Below are 22,836 nucleotides of genomic sequence, written 5' to 3' on the forward strand. Positions count from 1 at the left end.
CAGGGACTATTAATACCCCCCTTTCTGAATTAATATTTTCTACACACCGCATATTATGCGTATGATTGGGGAATGAGTACGCCACAGCAGATAGACGAACGCAAGCTTTCCCCTATCCCTCACGCCAGCGCAGCGCCTGCGGCCGAGCGCCTCACCCCCGGCTCCTTCACCATGAAGGTCCTCAACGGCATCTCCATCGCCGTCGTTGTGTCGCTCGTCCCACAAGCACTGCTCGGTGAATTAGCCAAGGCGCTACTCCCCTTGTGGTCCGGCGCAGCCACCGTCATTGCACTGACGGGCTTAGCCGCAAGCCTCTTGCCGGTAATGATTGGTGTCCTCGTGGGCATCGAATTCAAGATGACCCCCATCCAGACTGCTGCGGTCGGCATTGCTTCCTTCTGCGGCTCAGGCGTGGCCACTGTTAATCCCGAAGGCGGTTTCTTCCTCAAAGGCACCGGTCTTGTTATCAACTCAGGCCTTACCGCAGCCATAGCAGTGGGATTATTGCTCTTTATCGGCGACAGGCTGAAAAATTACTCTATTTTGTTGCTATCCACCATCGTGACGCTGGTGGCGGGCACCATCGGTTGGGCTGTCACCTTCCCCATCGTCAAGGTCTTCACTCTTTGGCTGGGCAACTTGGTCAATGGGGCAACTACTTTGCAGCCGGTTCTCATGGGTGTTGTCCTCGCCGTCCTTTTCGCCATCATGATTGTCTCTCCAGTCTCCACAGTCGGCATTGCCACTGCCATCTTCATTGACGGCATCGCCTCCGGTACCGCGAACCTGGGCGCCGTCGCCGCTGGGTTCACACTCCTCGTTGCCGGCTGGCGCGTCAACGGCTTCGCCACCTCTATCCTGCATGTTTTGGGTTCCCCGAAGGTGCAAATGGCCAACATGCTATCCAAGCCAGTCACCTTCCTGCCCGTGATATGCTCCGCTGCCGTGCTGGGCGGCGTCGGTGGCGCTTTAGGAATCTCCGGCACCCCTATCTCTGCTGGCTTTGGCATCTCCGGCCTCATGGGCCCACTGGCAGCCCTCAATTACGAAGGCTGGGGTTGGAGCGCCAGCAACGTGATGATTATTACCTTCGTTTATGTCATCCTTCCCCTCGCCCTTGCGCTGCTCTTTTGCTGGCTCTTTGAAAAGGTTCTGCACCTGACTAGGGCTGAGTACTTTTCTCTCGACTTTAAGTAGGTATCCGGGGAGTACAGTGGGGACCGCTATGAACGAACAGAACACCCCGCCCACCGGCATCCGCCTCGCAGGCGTTCATTTTGAGACGCACGAAGACGCCGTCACCGTGCATTGGCTCCTTGGAGGAATGCCCCACCACCGTGACGTCGTGTTCACCCTGCACACCCTCGATCTGGAGCTCACCGCTCACTTCGAACAAGAGCAGCTCACGTCGATGGAAATCTCTTCCTTCGGCGAGGACACCAGGGACGCCCACCGTCGGGTTGATTACCCCTACGAGTACACCCCGGAAGAGTTGACTGTTACCCTCCCCACCGCTCATTTCAACCTCTCGGAAGAAGTGTTTACCATGGCTCTTTCCGTGGACGGTGCGGCATGCGGTGAATGGACCGGCACTATAATCTAAGCCTTCACTCTCTGCATTCAGCTAAGCCTACACACGCTTTACAAGGCCCTGACCAGCGGCGATACTGGAACATAAGAAGTTCTCTAGACAACTGCGAAAGCACTAGAGAGCCACGCATATTCTGGTATCCAAGGAGCTGGCAATGCCACAACATATCAGCGAACCCCACGGAGCCTCACACAACGCTCGTCTGAACTCTCTTCGCGCAGGTGTACTTGGGGCTAACGACGGCATCGTCTCCGTCGCGGCACTTCTACTTGGCGTCGTTGGTTCTGGGGCGTCGGCAAGCGCCATCCTCACCGCCGGCCTAGCCGCAACGGTGTCGGGCGCTGCCTCCATGGCACTCGGAGAATATGTCTCTGTTTCGGCACAACGCGACTCCGAGCGCATGATGATAGACAAGGAGACCCGCGAGCTGGCAGATCTCCCCGAGCAAGAGCATGCCGAGCTCGTTTCTATGCTCGCCAGCTACGGCATGCATACCGAAACCGCGGATACTGCCGCCCGCGAGATCGCTGCCGAAGATAGACTTCTCGAGGCACACCTTCGACTGGAGATGGGCATTGATGGCGAAGACCTGACAAATCCTTGGCACGCCGCGTTGTGGTCGGCCGTATCCTTCCTTGCCGGCGCCGCACTCCCCCTGTTATCAATCTTCCTCGCACCCATGAGCATGGCTGCAGCAACAGTCGCCATTGTTACCCTGATCGCCCTGGCAATCACGGGCTACGTTTCGGCACGCCTCGCTGACACGGATGCCGCGCGCTCCGTCTGCCGCCTGGTTATCGGTGGTGCGCTCGGCTTAGCCATCACCTATGGCATCGGCGTAGCCTTCGGCGGGGTCATCGGCTAGCCCATGCTAGGACACTTTCCTCTGCCCCAGGTCCGGGCCCAAGCCGACAATGCACAAAGTCCCACTCACCGCAGTGCGAGCGGTGAGTGGGACTGCTTAACTGCGCTTGGGAAAGCGCACTGAGTCATTTACTCAGCGGAGCGTACGGCTTCGGCCTGGAGCGCTTGTGCAACGGCCTCAACCACACCAGCGACCTTGATGCCTTCCCAAATCTGCTCCTTGGTCACGCCTTCCTCGAGGAGAGTATTAGCGTGTGCGGACAGGCAGTGCTCGCAGCCGTTGATGGCGGAGACGACGGTGCTCCACAGCTCGAACGTAGCCTTGTCTACGCCAGGCTTAGCAATGATATTCATGCGCAGACCAAACTTGACCTGGGCAAAATCATCACCCAACCAGCTCTTTGCGCGGTAGGCCACGTTGTTCATAGCCATCACCGTGGCGGAGCCGAGAGCTGCGTCAATTGCCTCCTCGCTGAGGTGCTCGCGAGCTTCCTCAAGAATCTCCGACAGCACCAGGTCATTGCGGGTCGCAGCGGCGGCAGCAACCAAGCTGCCCCACAGCTGCTCCTCATTCAGCTCGGTGCTACGCGTAAGGGAACCAATGTTGAGCTTCTGATCCTTGGCATATGCCGGAAGCGCGGACTTCAGATTTTCGATGGACACTGATCTAACTCCTTTAAGGTTGGGCGGTTGTGCTTAGTGCTGTTTTACAGAGCGGACTTAACAACCTCGAGCTTGTCGATGTTCTTGGTCGGGTCATTAGCCTCCCAGTTGCAGGCACAGACCTCTTCAGACTGCAGGGCGTCCAGCACGCGCAGAACTTCATCTACGTTGCGGCCGACAGCATCCGGAGTCACGGACACGAACTGGATAACACCGTCCGGGTCGATGATGAAGGTAGCGCGGTCAGCAACACCGTCGGCGTTTTCCACACCGAGGGCACGGATCAGGTCGTGGCGAATATCAGAGAACATCGGGAACGGAACTTCCTTCAGCTCCGGATGGGTTGCACGCCAGTTGAAGTGCGCGAACTCGTTATCGGTGGAGCCGCCAAGAACCTGGGTATCGCGGTCCAGGAATTCCTCGTTCAGCTTGCCAAAGGCCGCAATTTCAGTCGGGCAGACGAAGGTGAAGTCCTTCGGGTAGAAGAACACGACCTTCCACATTCCCTGGTACTTGTCCAGAGATACCTGCTCGAAGTAGTCCTCCGGCTGGTTAGCGTTGACGTCGTGGAGGTCGCCACCCTTCAGCGCGGTCAGCTCGAACTCCGGGAACTTCTCACCAACGGTCAAGATAGGCATAGAAGACTCATCTCCTTCAATAGTCACAACAATGCACAAAAGTGATGCAAATCTCTACGACCGCACACCACTTTGCCTTTTGGCTGGTACGCAGTCGCTCGCTTGTTAAGTATGCCACGGAAGGCTTGGCACGTCAATAGGCTCCACGAATTAGAGATGTTAGAGTTATAGGCATGAACAATAAGGAGTATCGCCCAACCCTCGCCCAGTTGCGCACCTTCGTCACGATTGCGGAAAACAAGCACTTTGGAACCGCAGCCGCCAAACTCGATATCTCCCAACCTTCGCTCTCCCAGGCCCTCGTCGCACTCGAGCAAGGTTTGGGAGTACAGCTGATCGAACGCTCGACCCGCAAGGTCATCGTGACGTCCACAGGTGAAGCGCTACTGCCTTATGCCAAGGCAGCACTCGAAGCTTCCGATGCTTTCCTCAGCCAAGCGCGCGGCGCTAGCGGCACGCTTACCGGCCCCCTCACTATCGGCATCATCCCCACCATCGCGCCCTATATTTTGCCGGGGATACTGCAGTCCATCAGCGAGACCTATCCCGATTTAGAACCCCGCTTCGTCGAGGAACAGACCCAGCACCTGCTGGACAAGCTGCGCGAGGGCAACCTGGACCTGGCCATTGTTGCTCTGCCCACCGAAGCCCCCGGAATGGTGGAGATTCCTCTCTACAGCGAGGCCTTCACCGCAGTCACCCCGGCAGAGCACCCACTTGCGGGTCGAAAGGATCTCACGCTCGAGGATCTAGGGCACCTTGATCTGCTCCTGCTTGACGACGGCCACTGTCTCCGCGACCAAGTCCTCGACCTGTGCCGCCGCGCGAAGGTCAATCCCTCCGAAGCCACCAATGCCGTCACTCGAGCCTCATCGCTGACTACTATCTTGCAGCTGGTCATGGGAAACCTCGGCGCCACTCTCGTCCCCGAGTCCGCCCTGGCAACGGAATGCCAGAATCCGCGGCTCTCCGTCGCACACTTTGCCCCTTCTGTCACGGCGGAGCGGCACGTGGGGCTTGTCTTCCGCTCTTCCGCTGCCCGTGCCGATGAGTTCAGCGCTTTCGGGACCTTGGTCACCGCTGCCTTCCACGACGCCGCGGAGCGTTCCCGGACACTTTTCACGGCCTCCTAACTGTTCCCCAGCTCCAGCATCAGAGCTAAAGAAGACGACAACGCCGCCCCTAACTCACCTCATGAAGTCAGGGGCGGCGTTGCATATCGATTCGACAGCTTAAGCCTTAGGCTGCAGGAGCATAGCGACCCTGGCACTGGCGGCACAGGTGTGCGGTTGCCAGCTGCAGTGCCGGCGCGATGATGATCAGTGCCAAGCCCAGGGTGATGAGGGAGGCGAAAGCCATCAGACCGGACAGGACAATGAACAGCAAGATGTGACCGTAGTTTTCCTTGCCCAGCTTCAGACCCTGGGAGAAAGCCTCACCAACGGAGGAGCTATCGGCTGCCAACCACGGCATGAGAGTGAAGAAGGGCTGAATGAACAGCGCAATCAGCATGACGATGATGACTCCGCCGAAGATAGAGCCAACGAGTGCAAAAATATCATTTTCACTGAGCTGCTCTGGGTTCTGGAGGTCCACACCTGCCACACCACCGAGGCCCACCATAAGCAGGCCGACGATGACAATCACCAAGACAATCGCACCAAGAATGCCCAAGACGATGTTCACCACGAGCGGCGGTACCCAGCGAACACCCTGGAACAGGGTGCCCCATGTGGGGCTCGGCTTGTCGATTTCACGGTAGGCCAAACGATAAACAACCAGAGCAATGACAAAGGACAGGATGGACACCGCGAAGGAGAAGAGGTCCAACATAATGGAGGTCTCCGCCCCATCGGCGTTCTGCGCACCAACGCTGATTCCAATTTGTGGAACAAACTGAATAGCAAACACGACGACGGCGCCCAGCACCCACAAAAGTGCGTTACTGAGCGCGGCTTTGAAACCCCACTTGATAGCTTCGATAGCGCTGACCGGACCGGTGTAGGCCGGGCCGGCGCCTGGGCCTGGGCCTTCGTAGCTGGAGTCGCTTCCATAGCCCGCACCAGCGTAGCCTGGCTGGCCAGCCTCGTACCCACCATAGGACTGGGAGCCGTAGGCGCCGCCGCCATAATTGCCGTAGCTGCTGGACTGGCCGAAGCCAGCCTGATCTTCTGGGTGAGAAGTAGGCTCGTATTTGGGAAGTCCGCCGTTGTTTCCGGAGGAGTCGCCGGAGTTATGAGCCGGGTTGCTGCCAAAGCCCCGGTTGGAGCCGTTATCCTCCGGATTCGATTCAAAAGGATTAGTCATAATTCATACCCTTCATTGATTAGTGTTCACGCAATAAACACGAGGGTACCAATATCTCCACCTCGACCTGTGAGCGAATAGCCTTCCGAGTAGACTTTTAGGTCGATTATGACTGCTACTCGCGAAGACCTTTACGGCGCTCTCACTTCGGTTTCCTTGAGTGATGAGCGCGCTTTCCGCCGTCGCCTGCGCAAGGCCCGCTCCCCCAAGGCCCTGAATGCCATTGGAGCCGATATCGCAGCCGCCCAAGACAAGGTGCGCACCATCGATGCGCATGTACCACCCATTACCTACCCCGAACAGCTTCCCGTCACTGGGCGCCGCGATGATATCGCCGAAGCTATCGAGAATAATCAGGTAGTCATCATCGCCGGTGAGACTGGTTCGGGAAAGACCACCCAGATTCCCAAAATCTGTTTGGAGCTCGGCCGCGGGCGTCGAGGGCTCATTGGGCATACTCAGCCACGACGTTTGGCAGCGCGCACGGTTGCTGAGCGCATTGCAGAAGAGCTTGACCAATCCATCGGGGACTCAGTCGGCTATGCCATCCGCTTCGATGACCGAGTCTCCTCCACCACCGCTGTAAAACTCATGACGGACGGCATCTTGCTGGCAGAAATGCAGCGTGACCGCTTCCTCAACGCCTATGACACGATCATCATCGATGAGGCACACGAGCGTTCGCTCAACATTGACTTCCTTCTCGGGTACCTCAAAAGGCTGCTGCCCAAGCGCCCCGACCTAAAGGTGATCATCACCTCCGCCACCATTGATCCGGAACGCTTCGCCAAGCACTTCGCTGACGCTCACGGTGAACCAGCGCCGATCATCGAGGTATCGGGGCGTACCTACCCCGTGGAGATCCGCTACCGCCCGCTCGAGGTCGAATCAGGTGGCAAGACCATCGACCTCGATCCCTTGGACGCCCTCTGCGAAGCCATCGAAGAACTCATGGCCGAAGGCGAAGGAGACATTCTGTGCTTCTTCCCGGGCGAGCGCGATATCCGCGACGCCATGGAAGCCATCGAAGGGCGCCATTGGCGCAACGTGGAGGTCACTCCGCTCTTCGGACGACTGTCCAACCAGGAACAACATCGCGTCTTCCGCTCGCACCGCGGCCGCCGAATCGTGCTCTCTACCAACATCGCTGAGACCTCATTGACGGTGCCTGGCATTCGCTATGTCGTCGACACGGGCACCGCGCGCATCTCGCGCTATTCCACTCGCACCAAGGTGCAAAGACTGCCCATTGAGCCGATCTCCCAAGCAAGCGCTAACCAGCGCTCAGGCCGATGTGGTCGCGTTGCCGATGGCATTGCCATCCGCCTCTACAGTGAACAGGACTTCCTCTCCCGGCCAGAATTCACCGACCCCGAAATCCTGCGCACCAACCTGGCCAGCGTCATCCTGCAAATGATCTCGTTGCGCCTCGGTGATATCGCCGACTTCCCCTTCGTTCAATCCCCCGAACCGAAGGCCGTGCGCGATGGTCTGCTCCTCCTCCACGAACTGGGCGCACTCGAGGGCAAAGAAAAAGATGGGCTGCCGGTACTAACCCGAATTGGACGCAATCTTGCCCGCATTCCCGTGGATCCGCGCATGGCCCGCATGCTCGTTGAAGCCAACACCTCCGGATGCCTCCACGACGTCATGGTCATTGTCGCCGCGATGACAATCCAGGATGTGCGCGAGCGGCCTACCGACAAGCAAGCGCAGGCTGACCAAGCCCATGCTCGTTTTAAAGACAAGTCTTCAGACTTTATGGCAATGCTCAACCTGTGGGACTTTGTCCAAGAAGCGCGTGAGGAGATGAGCGGCAATGCTTTCCGCAAACGGATGAAGGCCGATTTCCTGCACTATATGCGCATCCGCGAGTGGTTCGACCTGGTGCGGCAGCTGCGGGACGTCACCAAGCAGCTCGGATGGAACGCTCAAGAGGGCACCGAACGGCGCCCCGATGACATCCACATGTCGTTGCTCTCTGGCCTGCTGTCCAACATCGGCGCACGTGACGGTAACTCCAAGGAGTTCATTGGCGCACGCAATACCCGCTTCCTTGTTTTCCCGGGATCAGCGCTCGCAAAGAAGCCACCGGAGTTCCTCATGGCAGCCGAGCTGGTGGAAACCTCGCGACTGTGGGCACGCGATGTTGCCGCCATCGACGCGGCCTGGGTGGAAAAACTGGCGAAGGATCTGTTGAAACACAACTATTCCGATCCAACATGGTCACGGAAGCGTGGCTCAGCAGTCGTTACCCAACGCTCGACGTTGTACGGCGTCACCGTGGTCGCAGACCGGACGCTGCCCTACCACCGCGTCGATCCTGCGGCGGCACGCGATATGTTCATTCGCAATGCGCTTGTCGACGGCGAATGGACCACCCACCATCACTTCTTCCACGACAACAAGCGCAAGCTTGCCGAGGCCTCCGAGTATGAGGAGAAGGCCCGTCGGCGCGGTCTCGTGGTGGATGAAGACACGCTCTTCGACTTCTATGACCAGCGAATCCCCGAGTCTGTCACCACTGCCCGTCACTTCGATTCTTGGTGGAAGAAACAGAAGAACAAGCATTCTTTGGACTTCGACCCGGAAGCACTCCTCGAAGAGGACCACGCTGTTACTGAAGAGGCTTTCCCCGACCGTTGGCTGAAGGGAAGCATCGACTACGACCTCTCTTATAAATTTGAACCCGGTGACCCCCTCGATGGTGTCACGCTCATGGTCCCTGTCCCCCTCCTTGCGGGATTGGACTCCGAGGGCTTCGACTGGCTCGTACCCGGCCTGCGGCTAGAGCTGGTAACGGAGCTGATTCGCTCACTCCCGAAGGCTCTTCGGCGCACTGTGGTTCCAGCACCCGAATTCGCTGAACGAGCGCTGCCCAAGCTTGTGCCCTATGAAGGCGCACTCACTGAGCAACTCGCTGCTGTTCTGCAAGAAATGGGCGGGCAAGGCATCAACGCAGGGGATTTCCGCCCCGACCAGCTCCCTCCGCACCTGCGCATGAACTACGCGGCAGTGGACAAACGAGGAAAGGTCATCGATTCCGATCGGGACTTGAAGGCGCTCGTGCAACGCCAAGCCGGGCATATCTCGTCCTCCGTCTCGCGTGTTGGCCGGGCAGCTGAATCCACCGCCGTCAAGGAATGGTCAAAGGACACTCTGGGCGCTATCGATGAAGAGGTAACCACTGTCGTTGATGGGCACGAGGTCACCGCCTATCCAGCACTCGTAGCAACGAAGGAAGGCGTCGCTCTCAAGGTGCACCCGACAAAAGCGGCTGCCGACGCCTCCATGATCACCGCCACCCTCACCTTGTTGCTTCGGGAAATCTCCGTGAGTGCACAACAGATGGTCAAGGGCTTGCCGCTACAGCAGCGGGTAGCTGTCGACTCCTACCCACACGGCGGAGCCGAAGGGTTGGTCAACGATGCACGAGTAGCCGCAGTGCGCGACATCATGATGGACAAGGGAGGGCCCGTAAGAACTCCTGAGGAATTTACCGCCTTGCTGAACGCCGTAAAGCCTGAGGTCCCGGGGCGTGTGCGTCAGGCGGTGGTGGCCATTGCCCCAGGGTTGGCAGAGTACTCCAACCTCAACGCAGAGCTGAAGCACTGGGAGGGGCCGGCAATCGATGATATTCGCGCTCAGCTCGACTTCCTATTGCCACCGCACGCAATCACCGTGCATGGAATCCAGCACTTGCGCCACCTACCGCGCTATATCCAGGCTGCACGTATCAGGCTTGATGATATGAACCTGGATCCAGATCGTGACGCTGACCGCCAGGCAGATGTCGACGAGGCCAAGGCCTACCTGAATAATCGTTTGCGCTCCTTGCCTGCAGGCCGCGAGAAGACGCGTGAAGTTAAGGAGATCTTGTGGATGATCGAGGAGTTGCGCGTATCGCTCTTCGCGCAACGCCTAGGAACCGCTCATGCGGTGTCTGTTCGGAGAATCCAAAAGGCCGCGGATAAATTGCGCTAGAAGCTATCGCGGTCACGCCGACGCATCAGGCGGATTTCCGATTCGAAGTCGTCTGCGCTTTCGAAAGACTTGTATACGGAGGCGAAGCGCAGGTAGGCGACCTCATCGAGATCGCGGAGAGGCTCCAAGATGGCAAGGCCGATGTCGTTGGCATTGACTTGGGAAGACCCATGACTGCGCACGGTCTCCTCGACTTCTTGTGCAAGCTTCTTCAGAGCATCGTCACTTACATCACGTCCTTGGCACGCGCGTTTGACGCCGCGAATCAGCTTGTCGCGGCTGAAGGGCTCCGCTAAGCCATTGCGCTTGACTACCGACAGGACCGCCTTTTCGATCGTGGTAAAACGGCCTTTACATGCGGCGCATTCGCGACGCCGCCGGATTGAGGTTCCACTATCAATCACGCGCGAATCGATGACTCGTGACTGTTCATTGTGACAGAACGGGCAATACATAGTGCCGTAACCTTCCTCTCCGCCGATGCGCCTTGCTTCCCCGGCTCAAGGAATTCTAGCGCGAAGCTGCCTCCGCGGTAGCTGAAGCACCATTGTTACTAGGAACCTCACTATCGATGCTGAGGCCACCCCACACTGTTCCAATAAAGACTGCAGCGCCAAAGACCGCGCCCAAAACATAGTTACCTACGTTCGACCCACCACGCCGGCTCCGCGACACACTCCGCGGGGAAGAAACACAGGGTGGTGCCGAGCTGATCGTGCGCCCCTGTGTTCTACCCTCCGAAGAGAGCGTTCGAACAACAGACGAGCCACGGGAAGAAGTAGGTGATAATTCATGGGTTCGCACCTGGCCCTGCACAGGATCCCAAATTGCCGCCGGAGGGACCAGCACTGCCGTATTGCGAGGCTTCCGACGAACATCCCTACGCAGTACAGAGGCATTATTGAGAGCGATAGCCATGACGGCTCCTTTCTAGTTCTTCCTTCTCCATCGACGCAATATCCGAAGTATAAGAATCCAGGCAGACACTTTCGAACATCACCATCGACCAACCGTTCGATTTAGCGTGTATGTTCGATTTATAGCACCGTCTCGAAAATTTGTCCATAATTCGGCGACGCCAGTCGAACATTTTTTCCTGTCGTGCTAAAAAGGAAAGCAGAAGCACCATCGGCAGCCCCATACATGCCTGGCACGCCAAAGCCTCAACCACGAATGTGCACATCGCAATAGTTTTAGGAGAAAGAATGGCTCGCAAATCCAAGCGAAGCGACCACCCTTCCCTCGACACCCTGTCCGCCCGCCAGCGCCGCATCCTGGAGGTTATCCATGATGCCGTAATGCTCCGCGGATACCCGCCAAGCATTCGTGAGATCGGTGATGCCACCGGCCTACAGTCCACATCATCCGTGGCCTACCAGCTGAAGCAGCTTGAGGAGAAGGGCTTCCTGCGCCGCGATCCAAACAAGCCGCGCGCCGTTGATGTCCGCCACTTCCCCGGTGCCGAAGACTCGAAGAAGCCCGGCCGCAAGACAAGCCAGGCAAACAAGTCTCCGGATCTTTCCACCCCCGATATCCCTGAGGACGCAGCGACGCCGAACTACATCCCTGTTGTCGGCCGCATTGCCGCAGGTACCCCAATTACCGCCGAAGAAAACGTTGATGCTTATTTCCCCATGCCGGGCGAAATCCTTGGCAGCGGCGAACTTTACATGCTGCAGGTCGTGGGCGATTCTATGCAGGACGCCGGAATCCTCAACGGCGATTGGGTGATTATTCGCTCACAATCCGTCGCAGAGGAAGGCGAGTTCGTCGCCGCTCTCCTAGACGGCGAAGAAGCCACCGTAAAGGAATTTCACCGCGACTCCTCCGGCGTCTGGCTTCTCCCCCATAATGATGCCTACTCCCCCATCAAGGGCGACGAAGCTGAGATCATGGGCAAGGTAGTGTCAGTTTTCCGCAAGCTCTAGGAATCATCACTTCGCAGCCATCCCCCAGGGCCCTACCCACCCCGCAGTGCCAGTCCACTCGGTGCGGGCGTAAAGGGCCGGGGGATTGTTTCTTTCTACCCCCTTGTGTGTGTACATGCCCGATTCCTACCGCTTTAGCGTCCGACATCACACATTTACATATGTGCAGGTTATGACGGAATTTTTACACTAAGACAGCAATCTCAATGTGAGTTTTTCTTTGTTTCGTTCCGTTTTCTTCACCTTCAGTGGGACAATAGAAGCATCGCCGCAACATTCGTTGTTCTTTTCGTTCACACGCCCCAGCCCCGTTTCCTTTCCGCGGCGGGCGCAGTGACCACCACAGGCAGACTTCACCGGGAGGAACTATGTACGCAGAAGAGCGTCGCCGACAAATTGCCTCATTGACCGCCGTCGAAGGCCGTGTCAATGTCACCGAACTTTCTGAACGCTTCGATGTTACCGCTGAGACGATTCGCCGCGATCTCGCGGTTTTGGACCGGGAAGGAGTCGTGCACCGAGTCCATGGCGGTGCGGTTGCCTCCCAATCCTTCCAAACCGCGGAGTTAACCCTTGATACCCGTCAACGCTCGGCCACGGGCGCCAAGATGGCCATTGCGCGCGCTGCACTGGAACAGCTTCCCGATGGCGGCAGCATCTTCCTCGACGCCGGCACCACGACGAATGCGCTTGCTGATCTCATTGGCCAGCGCTATTCGGCAGGTCAGTTCAGCATCGTCTCCAACAGCCTGCCGATCGCCCTTTCGCTAGCCAGCAACGGGGTATCCGAAGTCCAGCTCCTTGGCGGTACAGTACGGGCAATTACCCAGGCCGTGGTTGGTGATACCGCCCTTCGCACCATGGCGCTCATGCGTGCCGACGTGGCTTTTGTCGGCACCAACGCACTGACCATTGATCACGGTCTCTCAACGGCAGACTCGCAAGAGGCTGCGATCAAGTCCGCTTTCGTCACCAATGCGCACCGCGTCGTCGTACTGTGCGATTCTTCAAAGCTGGGCAATGACTACCTCGTGAGCTTTGCGTCCCTCGATGAAATTGATGTCGTTATCACCGATGCCGGCGCGCCCGCTTCCTACGTTGAAGCGCTGCGTGAGCACGGCATTGAGGTGATCATTGCTGCAGAGAAGTAGGCGCTTTAGCCCCTAGATCGTTTCAGGAGGTGTGCACCCCTTCATGGTGAGGGGCACACACCTCCTGCGCATTCACAATAATCTAGGACGCTTGGAATTGCTCCAATAGGTCAATCACCGCGGCGCGGGCATCAGCTGGGCCCTCAGCGTTTACTGCTGCGTCCGACATCTTCTGGCATTGCTCAAGAGTGACCTCAGCAAGCTGTGCGCCAACACCTGCGACCGCAGTCGACGCCGCAGACAGTGAAGTCACACCAAGGCCAGTTAGCACGCAGGCGAGCATGGGATCTGCTGCTGCTTCGCCGCAGACGCCCACCGGAACATTATTATCGCGCCCGACCACGCAGGTGTGCTGGATCAAACGCAACACGGCCGGTTGCCACGGATCAGTCAAGTAGGCCAGCTGGGGCGATAGGCGGTCAGCGGCCATAGTGTACTGCGTCAAGTCATTGGTACCGATGGACACGAAGTCGAGGTGCGGCAGGATAGTATCCGCCATCAGGGCTGCAGCCGGTACCTCAATCATCGCACCAGCCGTGAGCCCACGCTCGCGACAGAGTTCGGCGAACCACTTTGCCTCGACTGCCGTGGCCACCATCGGTGCCATAACCCACGTCGTGGCACTTTCGGCACGCTTTTCTGCGGCCTGCGCGATGGCATCGAGCTGACGGGTCAAAAGTGCCTCGTTATCGCGGGCGATGCGCAGGCCGCGGACGCCCAAGGCGGGGTTCTCCTCAGAGTCTAACGTGGCATAGGAGATCGGCTTATCAGAACCGGCATCGAGTGTTCGAACAACGACCTTGGAGTCCGGGAAAGCGTTGAAAACCTTGCCGTAGATGCGCGCTTGCTCCTCCACGGTGGGCTCTTCGCTCGCGGAGAGGAAGGACAGCTCTGTACGGTACAAACCGATACCTTCTGCCTGCGAATCAGAGGCGATGCGAGCTGCGTTGCCGTCGGCAACATTGGCGAGCAACTGCACGCGGTGTCCATCCTTGGTCTGGGCCGGACCCCGCCACTCGGCCACTCGTGCCGCCTTCTCGCGGTATTCCTCTACAGCCTTGAGCGAGGCAGCGCGATCCGCACCAAGGGCCACTGTTCCCACGGAGCCATCGACGAAGATCTGGGTTCCCGCCTCAATCGTGCGTAGCTCAGCGCCGACGGCCACGATGCACGGAAGGTCGAGCTGACGAGCGATAATTGCCGTGTGGCTGGTGGGACCGCCCAGCTCGGTCACAAGCGCCTTGATATGGGTGGTGTCCAAGGTTGCGGTATCCGCCGGTGCAAGGTCATCCGCCAGCAGCACCGCCTCCCCTTCAACCATGGGCAGGCCCGGCTCTTGCTCACCACGCAGTTGTGCGATGACGCGGTCGCGCACGTCCTTGAGGTCAGTCGTGCGCTCGGCCATTACGCCGCCGGCGGCCTCAAACATGGTGACAAACCTGTCTGTGGCACCAACAACTGCATATTCGGCGTTCTTGCCGCTGCGAATGCCCTTGCGCACTGCCTTGTGCCAACCTCGGTCCTTGACCATTCCAGCAGTAGCGCCCAGAACTTCTGCTGCCTGACCTTCAGCACCAGCGGCACGCTGTTCTAGCCTGCTGGCAACGATGTCGGCGGCTTCGAGGAAGCGATCGTATTCAGCATCACGTTGCTCTTCCGCCACGGTTTCTCCAGCCGTGGGCAGTTCTGGGCGTGGGCGAACCCACACCGCCTCAGCGTATGCAACGCCGGCGACGACGCCGGTGCCTTTAATGGTGGATGGGGATGCGTTTTCCATGACACATTTCCTTACGGAGACGATGTTTTTCTCTATCCAGATCATCACAAGTCGGTCAAAAATGCAACGAAAACCACAGTGATTCCGTTGACATTCGGACACATACGGGCAATAATCAACATTAAGCAACATTACTTTCACGCTGACCACGGGCAATCCGCACGGGAGTTCTTGTTTAAGCCGCCGAGGCGCGTTTGCCCCCAATATACGCACTCCGCGAAAGGGGACATTGTCCACAATGATCCTTACCTTGACCCCCAACCCAAGCATCGACGCCACCGTGCGCCTAAACGAGGAACTCGAGCCTGGTGCTGTACACCGCGCAGGGTCTGTATCCAGCGTTGCCGGTGGTAAAGGCGTCAACGTCACGCACGCCGTAACGCTCGCTAACGTCGACAGTCTGGCCCTTCTACCGGCTGTGGCCTCAGACCCTTTCTTAGCCCTCGCCGCTGACGCGTCTATCCCCGTGCACGCCGTGCCGGCACATGACGCGGTGCGCACCAATACCACCCTGACCGAACCGGATGGCCGTACGACCAAACTCAACGGACCCGGCCCCACGCTCGATGAATCAATTCAGCAAGACGTGGCACAGGCCGTTGCTGAACTCTGCGCTGACGCCGAGTGGATCGTCATGGCGGGCTCTCTCCCCCAAGGCGTTCCTACAGATTGGTACACGCAGCTCATCTGTGTCGCGCGCGAAGCCAACCCCGGCATCCGTGTAGCCGTCGACACCTCCGATGCCCCTATGGTGGCTCTCGGAGAAAACCTCGAAACCGCCAGCCCCGACCTCATCAAGCCGAATGGTCTTGAGCTTGGCCAGCTAGCCAACGTGGATGGTCAGGCCCTCGAAGCTGCCGCCGAGAACGGTGATTTTAGCGGTGTGGTCAAGGCCGCGAGGGTCGTCGTCAAGCGCGGCATCCCCGAGGTTCTCGTCACCCTGGGTGGCGCTGGCGCAGTGCTGGTCACTGCCGATGAAGCGTGGGCCGCTACTCCCCCGCCGATTACCCTGCGCTCTACCGTGGGCGCCGGTGATTCTTCGCTCTCCGGCTATATCCTCGCCCGCCGCTCGGGTGCCTCCTACTCGGAAGCCCTGCGCCAAGCGGTGGCCTACGGCTCGGCTGCCGCAGCACTCCCGGGAACCCAGATACCAACCCCTGAAGAACTAGATATCGAACACACGACGGTTCAGGCCGTCACCGACTTTTAGCAGTACTGAGGAGTACGTACCCGATGTCATCAGAACTCATCACCACCGATCTTGTGGCGCTCGACGCCGACTTCGGTGACAGCATCGAATCAGTCATTACCAACCTGGCCACGCTTGTCCACGACACCGGCCGCGCCACCTCCGTGGAGGAACTGGCTGGCCCCGCCATCGAGCGTGAAGCAAAAGCTGGCACCGGTGTCCCCGGTGGCGTTGCCATCCCACACTGCCGCTCCGCCGCAGTGTCTGAACCCACCTTGGCCTTCGCCCGCCTCTCGCGCGGTGTAGACTTCTCCGGGCCCGATGGCGACGCCCACCTGGTGTTCCTCATCGCCGCCCCGGAAGGTGGCGGTAAAGCACACCTGAAGATCCTTTCCAAGCTGGCTCGCGCGCTGGTGAAGAAGGACTTCTTGGAGGCTCTGCGCACCGCGCAGACCAAGGAGGAAATCGTCTCCCTGGTACTCGACGTGGTTAACGCCGAAAAACCGAAGAAGAAGGCTACGGCCAGCGAATCAGCACCTGCAGCTGCGACTGCAGCGCCTGCGGCGAGCAAGGCTGCGTATTCACAGAAGACCCGCATCGTGGCTGTGACCGCATGCCCGACCGGCATTGCCCACACATACATGGCAGCCGACGCCCTCACCCAAACCGCCGAGGAGCGCGACGATGTCGAGCTCACCGTTGAAACCCAGGGTTCCTCCAATAACACCGCTGTTTCTGCAGACACCATCGCGGCTGCCGACGCCGTCATCTTCGCTACCGATGTCGGTGTTCGCGACCGGGAGCGCTTCGCCGGAAAGCCCGTTATTGAATCAGGCGTCAAGCGCGCCATCAACGAGCCGGGCGTGATGCTCGATGAAGCTATCGCTGCGTCCAAGAACCCCAACGCACACAAGGTCGCAGGCACGGCAGGCGCAGCCTCCTCTAGTTCCGCAGAAGAAGGCGAAGGTCTGGGCTGGGGCAAGCGCATTCAGCAGGCCATCATGACCGGTGTGTCTTACATGGTGCCCTTCGTCGCTGCCGGTGGCCTCCTCTTAGCCTTGGGCTTCCTCTTCGGTGGCTACGACATGGCCAACGGTTGGCAGGCCATCACCAGCGATTACTCGTTGACCAACCTGCCGGGCCATGACGTCATGGTTGATGGCGAAATGATGACCTTCAAGAAGGCAGGGTTCGCCCTGTACATCGGCGCCGTGCTCTTCGCCATCGGTCAAGCATCGATGGGATTCATCGTCGCGGCGCTCTCCGGCTACATTGCCTTCGCGCTGGCGGGCCGCCCGGGCATCGCGCCGGGCTTCGCCGGTGGTGCCATTGCGGTCACCCTCGGTGCGGGCTTCATCGGTGGTCTGGTCACCGGCCTTATCGCTGGCTTTGTTGCGATGTGGATTGGCAAGTGGAAGGTCCCGCGCTGGATCGGCTCCCTCATGCCTGTGGTCATCATCCCGCTGCTCGCCACGATGATTACCGGCCTGCTCATGTACCTGCTGCTCGGTGCACCGCTGGCCGCCATCATGGAAGGCCTGCAGAACTGGCTGTCCTCTATGTCCGGTTCCTCCGCGGTCCTTCTGGGCATCATCCTGGGACTTATGATGTGCTCCGACTTGGGTGGCCCGGTCAACAAGGCTGCTTACCTCTTCGCTACTGCTGGCCTGTCCACGGGTGATGAGGCTTCCATGAAGATCATGGCCGCCGTTATGGCCTCCGGCATGGTTCCGCCGATCGCACTGTCCATCGCTACCTTCGTACGCAAGAACCTGTTCACGCCTGCGGAGCAGGAAAACGGTAAGTCCGCCTGGCTGCTGGGGCTGTCCTTCGTCTCCGAGGGCGCTATCCCATTCGCTGCTGCCGACCCGCTGCGTGTCATCCCGTCAATGATGCTCGGTGGCGCAGTAACTGGTGCTCTGTCGATGTCCCTGGACGTCATGTCTCGCGCCCCGCACGGCGGTATCTTTGTTATCTTCGCTATCGAACCTGCGTGGGCCTACTTCGTGGCTATCCTTGCCGGCGTCATCGTGTCCGCCATTGCGGTCATCGCGATGAAGCAATTCTGGCCTAACAAGGCTGCTGAAGAAGCTGCTGCGAAGGCAGACAAGACCAAGGCCGCCGCCTAGCGCCTAAGCCGCGTACACTTGTAAGCACGAAACACCGTAATTCGAAAGGATTATTATCATGGCTTCTAAGACCGTCAAGGTTGGCTCCTCCGTCGGACTGCACGCACGTCCGGCCTCCATCATCGCCGATGCCGCCGCTGAGTTCGACGAGGACATCTTCCTGACCCTCGTCGGCGATGAGGACGAGGATGAGACCGATGCTGCTTCCTCCCTCATGATCATGGCTCTCGGCGCCGAGCAAGGCGACGAAGTCACCGTGACTTCTGAGAACGAGGCCGCTGTGGAGAAGATCGCCGGTCTCATCGAGCAGGACCTCGACGCTTCCTAAAGCACTTTCCGTCTATAGAACGGCAGAGCTCCCGCTTCCCTCTTGTACTGAGGGTGGCGGGAGCTTTTTGTTTCTCCGTGTCTGCGCGGGCTCTTTCTCTCGTCTTCTCCCCTCGACTGAAGTGACCTACTGTGTAGAGTCAAAGACATGACTGGCCAGCCAACAACGCCCCCAGACTTCGGCTACGAGGTCATGGGAGCGTTGACCCGGTTCCGCGGCGACCTCGATACCGAAACCCTCTACCACGGAGTCGCCTCACGCCTCTGGGCGGATCAATTAGCGGGAGATTATCCGATTGGAAAAGCAGACTTCGCCAACCCCGAAACCATTTCGTGGCCAACTCATACCGACGACGAGGTATACATACACACGGTGGAAGAGCTGCTGGACTACGCACAGGCTCATTCCGACAGTGATGATGTCTGGCTGAATGATGAGTTCGTGGGGAGAGCTCTAAAGGGACCGAAGTAAAAGCACCTTATGCAGACTTCTGCACACATTCACCTGGGATTTTCTAAATCAAAGCCTCCAGATGGTGCCTTTACTCCGTTCAGGCGGCGAGGGTATGTCTAGTACTTCGCGCCGCGGCCCTCACCAATGGAGCCGTAGAGCTTCTTCATCACCGGGTAGAGCACGATGATGCCGACAGAGCCCCAGGCAATGCCCTCAAGCGTCACGCCAAAGACGTCGAGGGTGAGGTTGCCAATACCCGCGATGAGCGCCACCGCCGCAGCAGTGAGGTTCACCGGGTTATTGAAGTTGACCTTGTTGTCCATCCAGATGCGCACGCCGAGCATGCCGATGAGCCCGTAGAGGACAATGCAAGCGCCGCCCAGCACGCCGGTGGGGATGGTAAAGATGAGCGCGCCAAACTTCGGGATGAAGGCCAGAGCGATGGCTGTGATAGCAGCTACCCAGTAGGCGGCCGTGGAGTAGACGCGGGTCGCGGCCATAACGCCGATATTCTCCGCATAGGTTGTTGTGCCGGAGCCGCCGAACCCACCGGCTAGGGAGGTAGCCAGGCCATCAGCGATGAGAGCGTCACCGGCCAAATCATCGAGATCGCGTTTGGTCATCTCCGAGACCGCCTTGACGTGACCGACGTTCTCAGCAATCAGCACAACCAGCACCGGCAGGGCTGCCGCGATGGCGGAAACGTGGAACTCCGGCGCATGGAACTGCGGGAAGCCAATCCAGGCTGCTTCGCGGATGGACTCCACAGCGCCTTCGCCAAGGTTGCCTGTAGCGGCCGCGAAAGCCCAGCCGACGACGACGCCGATAAGAATCGACAGGCGCGACACCATGCCGCGACCGGCGACGGTGGCAAGGATGATGACCGCCAGCGTCACCGTGGCAACTAGAGGCTGGCTCGAATAATTGGTGGCAGCATTGGGCGCCAAGTTAAGGCCAATCAGTGCCACGATGGCGCCGGTCACAGCCGGCGGCATGACGGCGTCAAGGACCTTCCGGCCCGCCGCCTTCACCGCGAAACCAATCGCCACCAGGACCAGGCCAGTCACTAAGACGGAACCCGCCTGTGCGCCAATGCCGTACTGCTGGGAGGCGCTCAGCGGCGCAATGAACGCGAAAGAGGATCCCAGGTAGGAAGGCAGGCGGTTGCGGGTAATCAGGAGGAATAGGATTGTTCCCAGGCCTGAAAACAGCAACGTCGTATTGACCGGGAATCCGGTCAGGGTGGGCACCAGCAGTGTCGCGCCGAACATGGCCACGACGTGCTGCATGCCAATGCCGATAGTGCGGCCCCAGCTCAATCGTTCTTCGGGTGCGACGACCGCGCCCGGCTTAATCGTTTTTCCGTCCCCGTGGACGGCCCAGCCAAAATTACTCACGAACCATAATTATGGCTCACGGGAGCACTGAAACCTAAGCGTCCTCACCGGCCACGCGAAATTCCCTGAGTTCGGCGGCAATAGAGGCGGGCAGGCGAACGTCGACAAGCGTGCCCTGACCCGTGTACTCTTCACTGCGCACGGTGCCCTGGGTATGGATGCGATCGACCATGTCCCCGCGGGTAAACGGAATGAGCAACTGCACATGTTCGTCCTGGGAATTGAGGAACAGCTCCACACGCGCAGTGAGCTCATCGATGCCCTCCCCTGTCTTGGCGGAGACATAGACGACATTGTCGCGGTCGAGGGCGTGGCGCAGCTCCGCGAGTACCAGGGGGTCAGCCTGGTCAATCTTATTAATGACGATAATCTCCGGCGGGGCTTCCTCACCGGTGTCCTTCACAATGTCATAGATGACCTTGTTGACCGCTTCAATCTGCTTGAGCGGGAAAGGATCAGAGCCGTCCACCACATGAAGCATCAAGTCCGCTGCGAGGACTTCCTCCAAGGTGGATTTGAAGGCTTCCACCAGCTGCGTCGGCAGGTGGCGCACAAAGCCGACGGTATCGGTGAAGACGACCTGACGGCCATCGGCCAGCTCGGCGCGGCGCGTAGTGGGATCCAAGGTAGCGAACAGCGCGTCCTCCACCAGCACGCCAGCGCCCGTCATCGCGTTGATGAGCGAAGACTTGCCAGCGTTGGTGTAGCCAGCAATAGCGATCTGCGCAATCGTTGAGGATGCGCGGCGCGAGCGCTTGATCTCGCGTTCCGTCTTCATCCCTTTAAGTTCCTTGCGCAAGAGCGCCATCTGCGTGCGGATGCGGCGACGATCCGTCTCAATCTTGGTTTCACCGGGTCCGCGCAAGCCGACACCGCCGTTGGATCCGGCTCGGCCACCCGCCTGGCGCGAGAGGTTACCGCCCCAACCGCGTGTATGGGTGTAGAGGTACTCCAGCTGTGCGAGCGAGACTTGGACTTTACCTTCCTTGGACTTGGCGTGCTGCGCGAAGATGTCCAAGATGAGCATGGTGCGGTCGATAACCTTGGTGTTGAGCGCTCGTTCTAATGCCGTGAGCTGGCCCGGGGTAAGTTCGCCGTCGCATACCACGGTATCCGCGCCGGTGGCAGTCACGATATCCTTGAGCTCTTTCACCTTGCCGGAACCGATATAGGTTCCAGGATCCGGCTTGTCGCGCTTCTGATACAGGGCTTCGATGACCTCTGCACCCGCGGTCTCCGTCAACGCGACAAGCTCCGCCATCGTGGCCTCAACCTCGGCCACGGTGCCTTCGGTCCACACGCCCACCAAGATCACTTGCTCAAGGCGGAGCTTGCGGTACTCCACCTCGTAGATGTCGGTGCTGTCTTCTGAGCGGATTGTGGTCTTACGGTTCACTCGCCGGAAGGCATTGCGCTCCGCGAGGTCGAAATCACCGGTGGACGGCACCTGTGTCATGGGCGCGGGCTCACCAAAAGCCTGCGCGAGGAGATCATCATGGGTTTCTTGTGTCATATGTTTTCTATTCTTGCACGTCACGCCTCTTAACAGGGAATCTCCGTTGCACACGACCTTGTGCCGATCCCGGCGGCAAGGCTCACCGACAACATTTTTGAGTCATCGCGGCGCCAGATACAATGGGCCGCATGACCGTCAAAGAGACCACCCACCCAGAGATGCAGGCCATTGGCCTCAACTACGAGCGCTGGCAGGACGCCGTCGAAGCCGCCATTTCCACCAACCAGCTGGCAGTCACCGGGGAGGTTCGCGGAGGACAACTCATTCAGTTCTCGGATCCTTCCGGGGCGCAACTCAATATCCTTGCCGTCGAACCTTTCGCCACCTTTATCGGCTTCGAGGGCGTCACCCAAGGATTCGCTCACGTCTCTATGATCAACGATGTCTTGGCTTACCTGGACATCATCGATCCTTTCGGAAACGTTCTCGCGCAAGCAACGGCGAACCTGGCGCAGGGCCCGCTCTTGGCAGATGAGGACACCCAGCAGTGGCAACAGGTAGAGCTCACCGCGATGGGCCTCGACGTCACCGCCTTCGACAGCACTGAAGCCTACGAAGCCGAGAAGGGTGCCTACCCAGCCACGTTTGAATCCACTGGCGCGGCAATTGTTGCGGCCGGTTCCGGTTCCGAATCCCCCACGCCGGGCTGCACTTTTTCCGCACGGGTCATGGAATCCGAGTGGCGCCACAACCAGCTCACAGGTAAGCGCTTCATGCACCTCGTCATGGATGGCACCTTCCCCTTCGATCTGTGTCTGCCGGAGAGCTTTGGTGAGCTGCCACCGAAGGATTCCGTTCTTGCGGGTTCGGCGATGTTGACGGCCTCGATTGCGCTGCCCACCGGTGGTTGTGGCGGCGAAGGCGGCTGCGCTTGTGGCTCTGGAGGCTGCGGAGGCCACTAAGGTCTCGGAGAGTTGTCAC

General features: G+C 59.1%; 19 protein-coding genes. 12 read left to right on the plus strand and 7 right to left on the minus strand.

Annotated features, from left to right (window positions below; all coding sequences use genetic code 11):
- Positions 1-171: 171 nt before the first annotated feature.
- From HMPREF2943_RS08240 to HMPREF2943_RS08250, 3 genes are all read left to right on the plus strand, one after another.
- Complete coding sequence (locus HMPREF2943_RS08240; protein WP_371325764.1) at positions 172-1,197, plus strand: PTS sugar transporter subunit IIC; 1,026 nt, start codon at positions 172-174, stop codon at positions 1,195-1,197.
- Positions 1,198-1,225: 28 nt separating this feature from the next.
- On the plus strand, positions 1,226-1,603 hold the full coding sequence (locus HMPREF2943_RS08245; RefSeq protein WP_070527229.1) for a hypothetical protein: 378 nt from the start codon (positions 1,226-1,228) through the stop codon (positions 1,601-1,603).
- A gap of 142 nt (positions 1,604-1,745) precedes the next feature.
- Positions 1,746-2,456 carry a VIT1/CCC1 transporter family protein gene (locus HMPREF2943_RS08250; protein ID WP_070527225.1) on the plus strand — a complete coding sequence of 237 codons (711 nt, stop codon included), beginning with the start codon at positions 1,746-1,748 and terminating at the stop codon, positions 2,454-2,456.
- Positions 2,457-2,584: 128 nt separating this feature from the next.
- Here the strand turns inward: HMPREF2943_RS08250 and HMPREF2943_RS08255 are convergent, their stop codons facing one another.
- Positions 2,585-3,118 (minus strand): alkylhydroperoxidase, AhpD family, encoded by a 534-nt coding sequence (locus HMPREF2943_RS08255; RefSeq protein ID WP_070446750.1) that lies wholly within the window; start codon positions 3,116-3,118, stop codon positions 2,585-2,587.
- Positions 3,119-3,162: 44 nt separating this feature from the next.
- Entirely contained in the window at positions 3,163-3,756 is a 594-nt protein-coding gene (locus HMPREF2943_RS08260) for a peroxiredoxin (protein ID WP_010190254.1), read from the minus strand.
- Between the two features lie 173 nt (positions 3,757-3,929).
- On the opposite strand from HMPREF2943_RS08260, the gene HMPREF2943_RS08265 reads away from it, so the two are divergent.
- Entirely contained in the window at positions 3,930-4,889 is a 960-nt protein-coding gene (locus HMPREF2943_RS08265) for a hydrogen peroxide-inducible genes activator (RefSeq protein ID WP_070644939.1), read from the plus strand.
- Between the two features lie 106 nt (positions 4,890-4,995).
- On the opposite strand, the gene HMPREF2943_RS08270 is transcribed toward HMPREF2943_RS08265, so the two are convergent.
- Positions 4,996-6,063, minus strand: coding sequence for a hypothetical protein (locus HMPREF2943_RS08270; RefSeq protein WP_070446748.1), 1,068 nt, complete (start codon positions 6,061-6,063; stop codon positions 4,996-4,998).
- Positions 6,064-6,171: 108 nt separating this feature from the next.
- On the opposite strand from HMPREF2943_RS08270, the gene hrpA reads away from it, so the two are divergent.
- Positions 6,172-10,047, plus strand: a complete 3,876-nt coding sequence (gene hrpA, locus HMPREF2943_RS08275) for an ATP-dependent RNA helicase HrpA (RefSeq protein ID WP_070711309.1) — start codon at positions 6,172-6,174, stop codon at positions 10,045-10,047.
- On the opposite strand, the gene nrdR is transcribed toward hrpA, so the two are convergent.
- A complete protein-coding gene (nrdR, locus tag HMPREF2943_RS08280; protein WP_010190258.1) occupies positions 10,044-10,502 on the minus strand; it encodes a transcriptional regulator NrdR in 459 nt (152 codons plus the stop codon). The genes hrpA and nrdR overlap by 4 nt on opposite strands.
- 750 nt (positions 10,503-11,252) lie before the next feature.
- Here nrdR and lexA point away from each other — a divergent pair.
- Positions 11,253-11,975: a transcriptional repressor LexA gene (lexA, locus tag HMPREF2943_RS08285; RefSeq protein WP_070711310.1), complete on the plus strand. Its 723-nt coding sequence runs from the start codon at positions 11,253-11,255 to the stop codon at positions 11,973-11,975.
- A gap of 368 nt (positions 11,976-12,343) precedes the next feature.
- Positions 12,344-13,126, plus strand: coding sequence for a DeoR/GlpR family DNA-binding transcription regulator (locus tag HMPREF2943_RS08290; RefSeq protein WP_070446745.1), 783 nt, complete (start codon positions 12,344-12,346; stop codon positions 13,124-13,126).
- Between the two features lie 82 nt (positions 13,127-13,208).
- Here the strand turns inward: HMPREF2943_RS08290 and ptsP are convergent, their stop codons facing one another.
- The gene (gene ptsP / locus HMPREF2943_RS08295) at positions 13,209-14,903 is read right to left on the minus strand and encodes a phosphoenolpyruvate--protein phosphotransferase (RefSeq protein WP_070711311.1); all 1,695 of its coding nucleotides are present in this window, start codon (positions 14,901-14,903) and stop codon (positions 13,209-13,211) included.
- Between the two features lie 238 nt (positions 14,904-15,141).
- Between ptsP and HMPREF2943_RS08300 the strand changes: the two genes are divergently transcribed.
- The 4 genes from HMPREF2943_RS08300 (at position 15,142) to HMPREF2943_RS08315 (ending at position 19,020) form a co-directional block, all read left to right on the plus strand.
- Complete coding sequence (locus tag HMPREF2943_RS08300; protein ID WP_070711312.1) at positions 15,142-16,113, plus strand: 1-phosphofructokinase family hexose kinase; 972 nt, start codon at positions 15,142-15,144, stop codon at positions 16,111-16,113.
- A gap of 23 nt (positions 16,114-16,136) precedes the next feature.
- On the plus strand, positions 16,137-18,221 hold the full coding sequence (locus tag HMPREF2943_RS08305) for a PTS fructose transporter subunit IIABC (RefSeq protein ID WP_070711313.1): 2,085 nt from the start codon (positions 16,137-16,139) through the stop codon (positions 18,219-18,221).
- A gap of 58 nt (positions 18,222-18,279) precedes the next feature.
- Positions 18,280-18,549 (plus strand): HPr family phosphocarrier protein, encoded by a 270-nt coding sequence (locus tag HMPREF2943_RS08310; protein ID WP_010190265.1) that lies wholly within the window; start codon positions 18,280-18,282, stop codon positions 18,547-18,549.
- Positions 18,550-18,696: 147 nt separating this feature from the next.
- On the plus strand, positions 18,697-19,020 hold the full coding sequence (locus HMPREF2943_RS08315; protein WP_070711314.1) for a hypothetical protein: 324 nt from the start codon (positions 18,697-18,699) through the stop codon (positions 19,018-19,020).
- Between the two features lie 98 nt (positions 19,021-19,118).
- On the opposite strand, the gene HMPREF2943_RS08320 is transcribed toward HMPREF2943_RS08315, so the two are convergent.
- Both HMPREF2943_RS08320 and hflX read right to left on the minus strand, forming a co-directional pair.
- On the minus strand, positions 19,119-20,399 hold the full coding sequence (locus tag HMPREF2943_RS08320) for a uracil-xanthine permease family protein (RefSeq protein WP_070711315.1): 1,281 nt from the start codon (positions 20,397-20,399) through the stop codon (positions 19,119-19,121).
- A gap of 34 nt (positions 20,400-20,433) precedes the next feature.
- Positions 20,434-21,912, minus strand: a complete 1,479-nt coding sequence (hflX, locus tag HMPREF2943_RS08325) for a GTPase HflX (protein ID WP_070711316.1) — start codon at positions 21,910-21,912, stop codon at positions 20,434-20,436.
- 122 nt (positions 21,913-22,034) lie between these two features.
- Between hflX and HMPREF2943_RS08330 the strand changes: the two genes are divergently transcribed.
- A complete protein-coding gene (locus HMPREF2943_RS08330) occupies positions 22,035-22,817 on the plus strand; it encodes a hypothetical protein (protein WP_070711317.1) in 783 nt (260 codons plus the stop codon).
- Positions 22,818-22,836 lie beyond the last annotated feature (19 nt).

This window comes from Corynebacterium sp. HMSC072D12 (genome assembly GCF_001813925.1).
GTDB classification, from domain to species: Bacteria; Actinomycetota; Actinomycetes; order Mycobacteriales; family Mycobacteriaceae; genus Corynebacterium; species Corynebacterium aurimucosum.

Excerpts from the sequence above, each read along its gene's own strand:
- HMPREF2943_RS08240 (WP_371325764.1), top strand. The coding sequence starts at position 172 with ATGAAGGTCCTCAACGGCATCTCCATCGCCGTCGTTGTGTCGCTCGTC.
- HMPREF2943_RS08245 (WP_070527229.1), top strand. The coding sequence starts at position 1,226 with ATGAACGAACAGAACACCCCGCCCACCGGCATCCGCCTCGCAGGCGTT.
- HMPREF2943_RS08250 (WP_070527225.1), top strand. The coding sequence starts at position 1,746 with ATGCCACAACATATCAGCGAACCCCACGGAGCCTCACACAACGCTCGT.
- HMPREF2943_RS08260 (WP_010190254.1), bottom strand. The coding sequence starts at position 3,756 with ATGCCTATCTTGACCGTTGGTGAGAAGTTCCCGGAGTTCGAGCTGACC.
- HMPREF2943_RS08265 (WP_070644939.1), top strand. The coding sequence starts at position 3,930 with ATGAACAATAAGGAGTATCGCCCAACCCTCGCCCAGTTGCGCACCTTC.
- HMPREF2943_RS08270 (WP_070446748.1), bottom strand. The coding sequence starts at position 6,063 with ATGACTAATCCTTTTGAATCGAATCCGGAGGATAACGGCTCCAACCGG.
- hrpA (WP_070711309.1), top strand. The coding sequence starts at position 6,172 with ATGACTGCTACTCGCGAAGACCTTTACGGCGCTCTCACTTCGGTTTCC.
- nrdR (WP_010190258.1), bottom strand. The coding sequence starts at position 10,502 with ATGTATTGCCCGTTCTGTCACAATGAACAGTCACGAGTCATCGATTCG.
- lexA (WP_070711310.1), top strand. The coding sequence starts at position 11,253 with ATGGCTCGCAAATCCAAGCGAAGCGACCACCCTTCCCTCGACACCCTG.
- HMPREF2943_RS08290 (WP_070446745.1), top strand. The coding sequence starts at position 12,344 with ATGTACGCAGAAGAGCGTCGCCGACAAATTGCCTCATTGACCGCCGTC.
- ptsP (WP_070711311.1), bottom strand. The coding sequence starts at position 14,903 with ATGGAAAACGCATCCCCATCCACCATTAAAGGCACCGGCGTCGTCGCC.
- HMPREF2943_RS08300 (WP_070711312.1), top strand. The coding sequence starts at position 15,142 with ATGATCCTTACCTTGACCCCCAACCCAAGCATCGACGCCACCGTGCGC.
- HMPREF2943_RS08305 (WP_070711313.1), top strand. The coding sequence starts at position 16,137 with ATGTCATCAGAACTCATCACCACCGATCTTGTGGCGCTCGACGCCGAC.
- HMPREF2943_RS08310 (WP_010190265.1), top strand. The coding sequence starts at position 18,280 with ATGGCTTCTAAGACCGTCAAGGTTGGCTCCTCCGTCGGACTGCACGCA.
- HMPREF2943_RS08315 (WP_070711314.1), top strand. The coding sequence starts at position 18,697 with ATGACTGGCCAGCCAACAACGCCCCCAGACTTCGGCTACGAGGTCATG.
- hflX (WP_070711316.1), bottom strand. The coding sequence starts at position 21,912 with ATGACACAAGAAACCCATGATGATCTCCTCGCGCAGGCTTTTGGTGAG.
- HMPREF2943_RS08330 (WP_070711317.1), top strand. The coding sequence starts at position 22,035 with ATGGGCCGCATGACCGTCAAAGAGACCACCCACCCAGAGATGCAGGCC.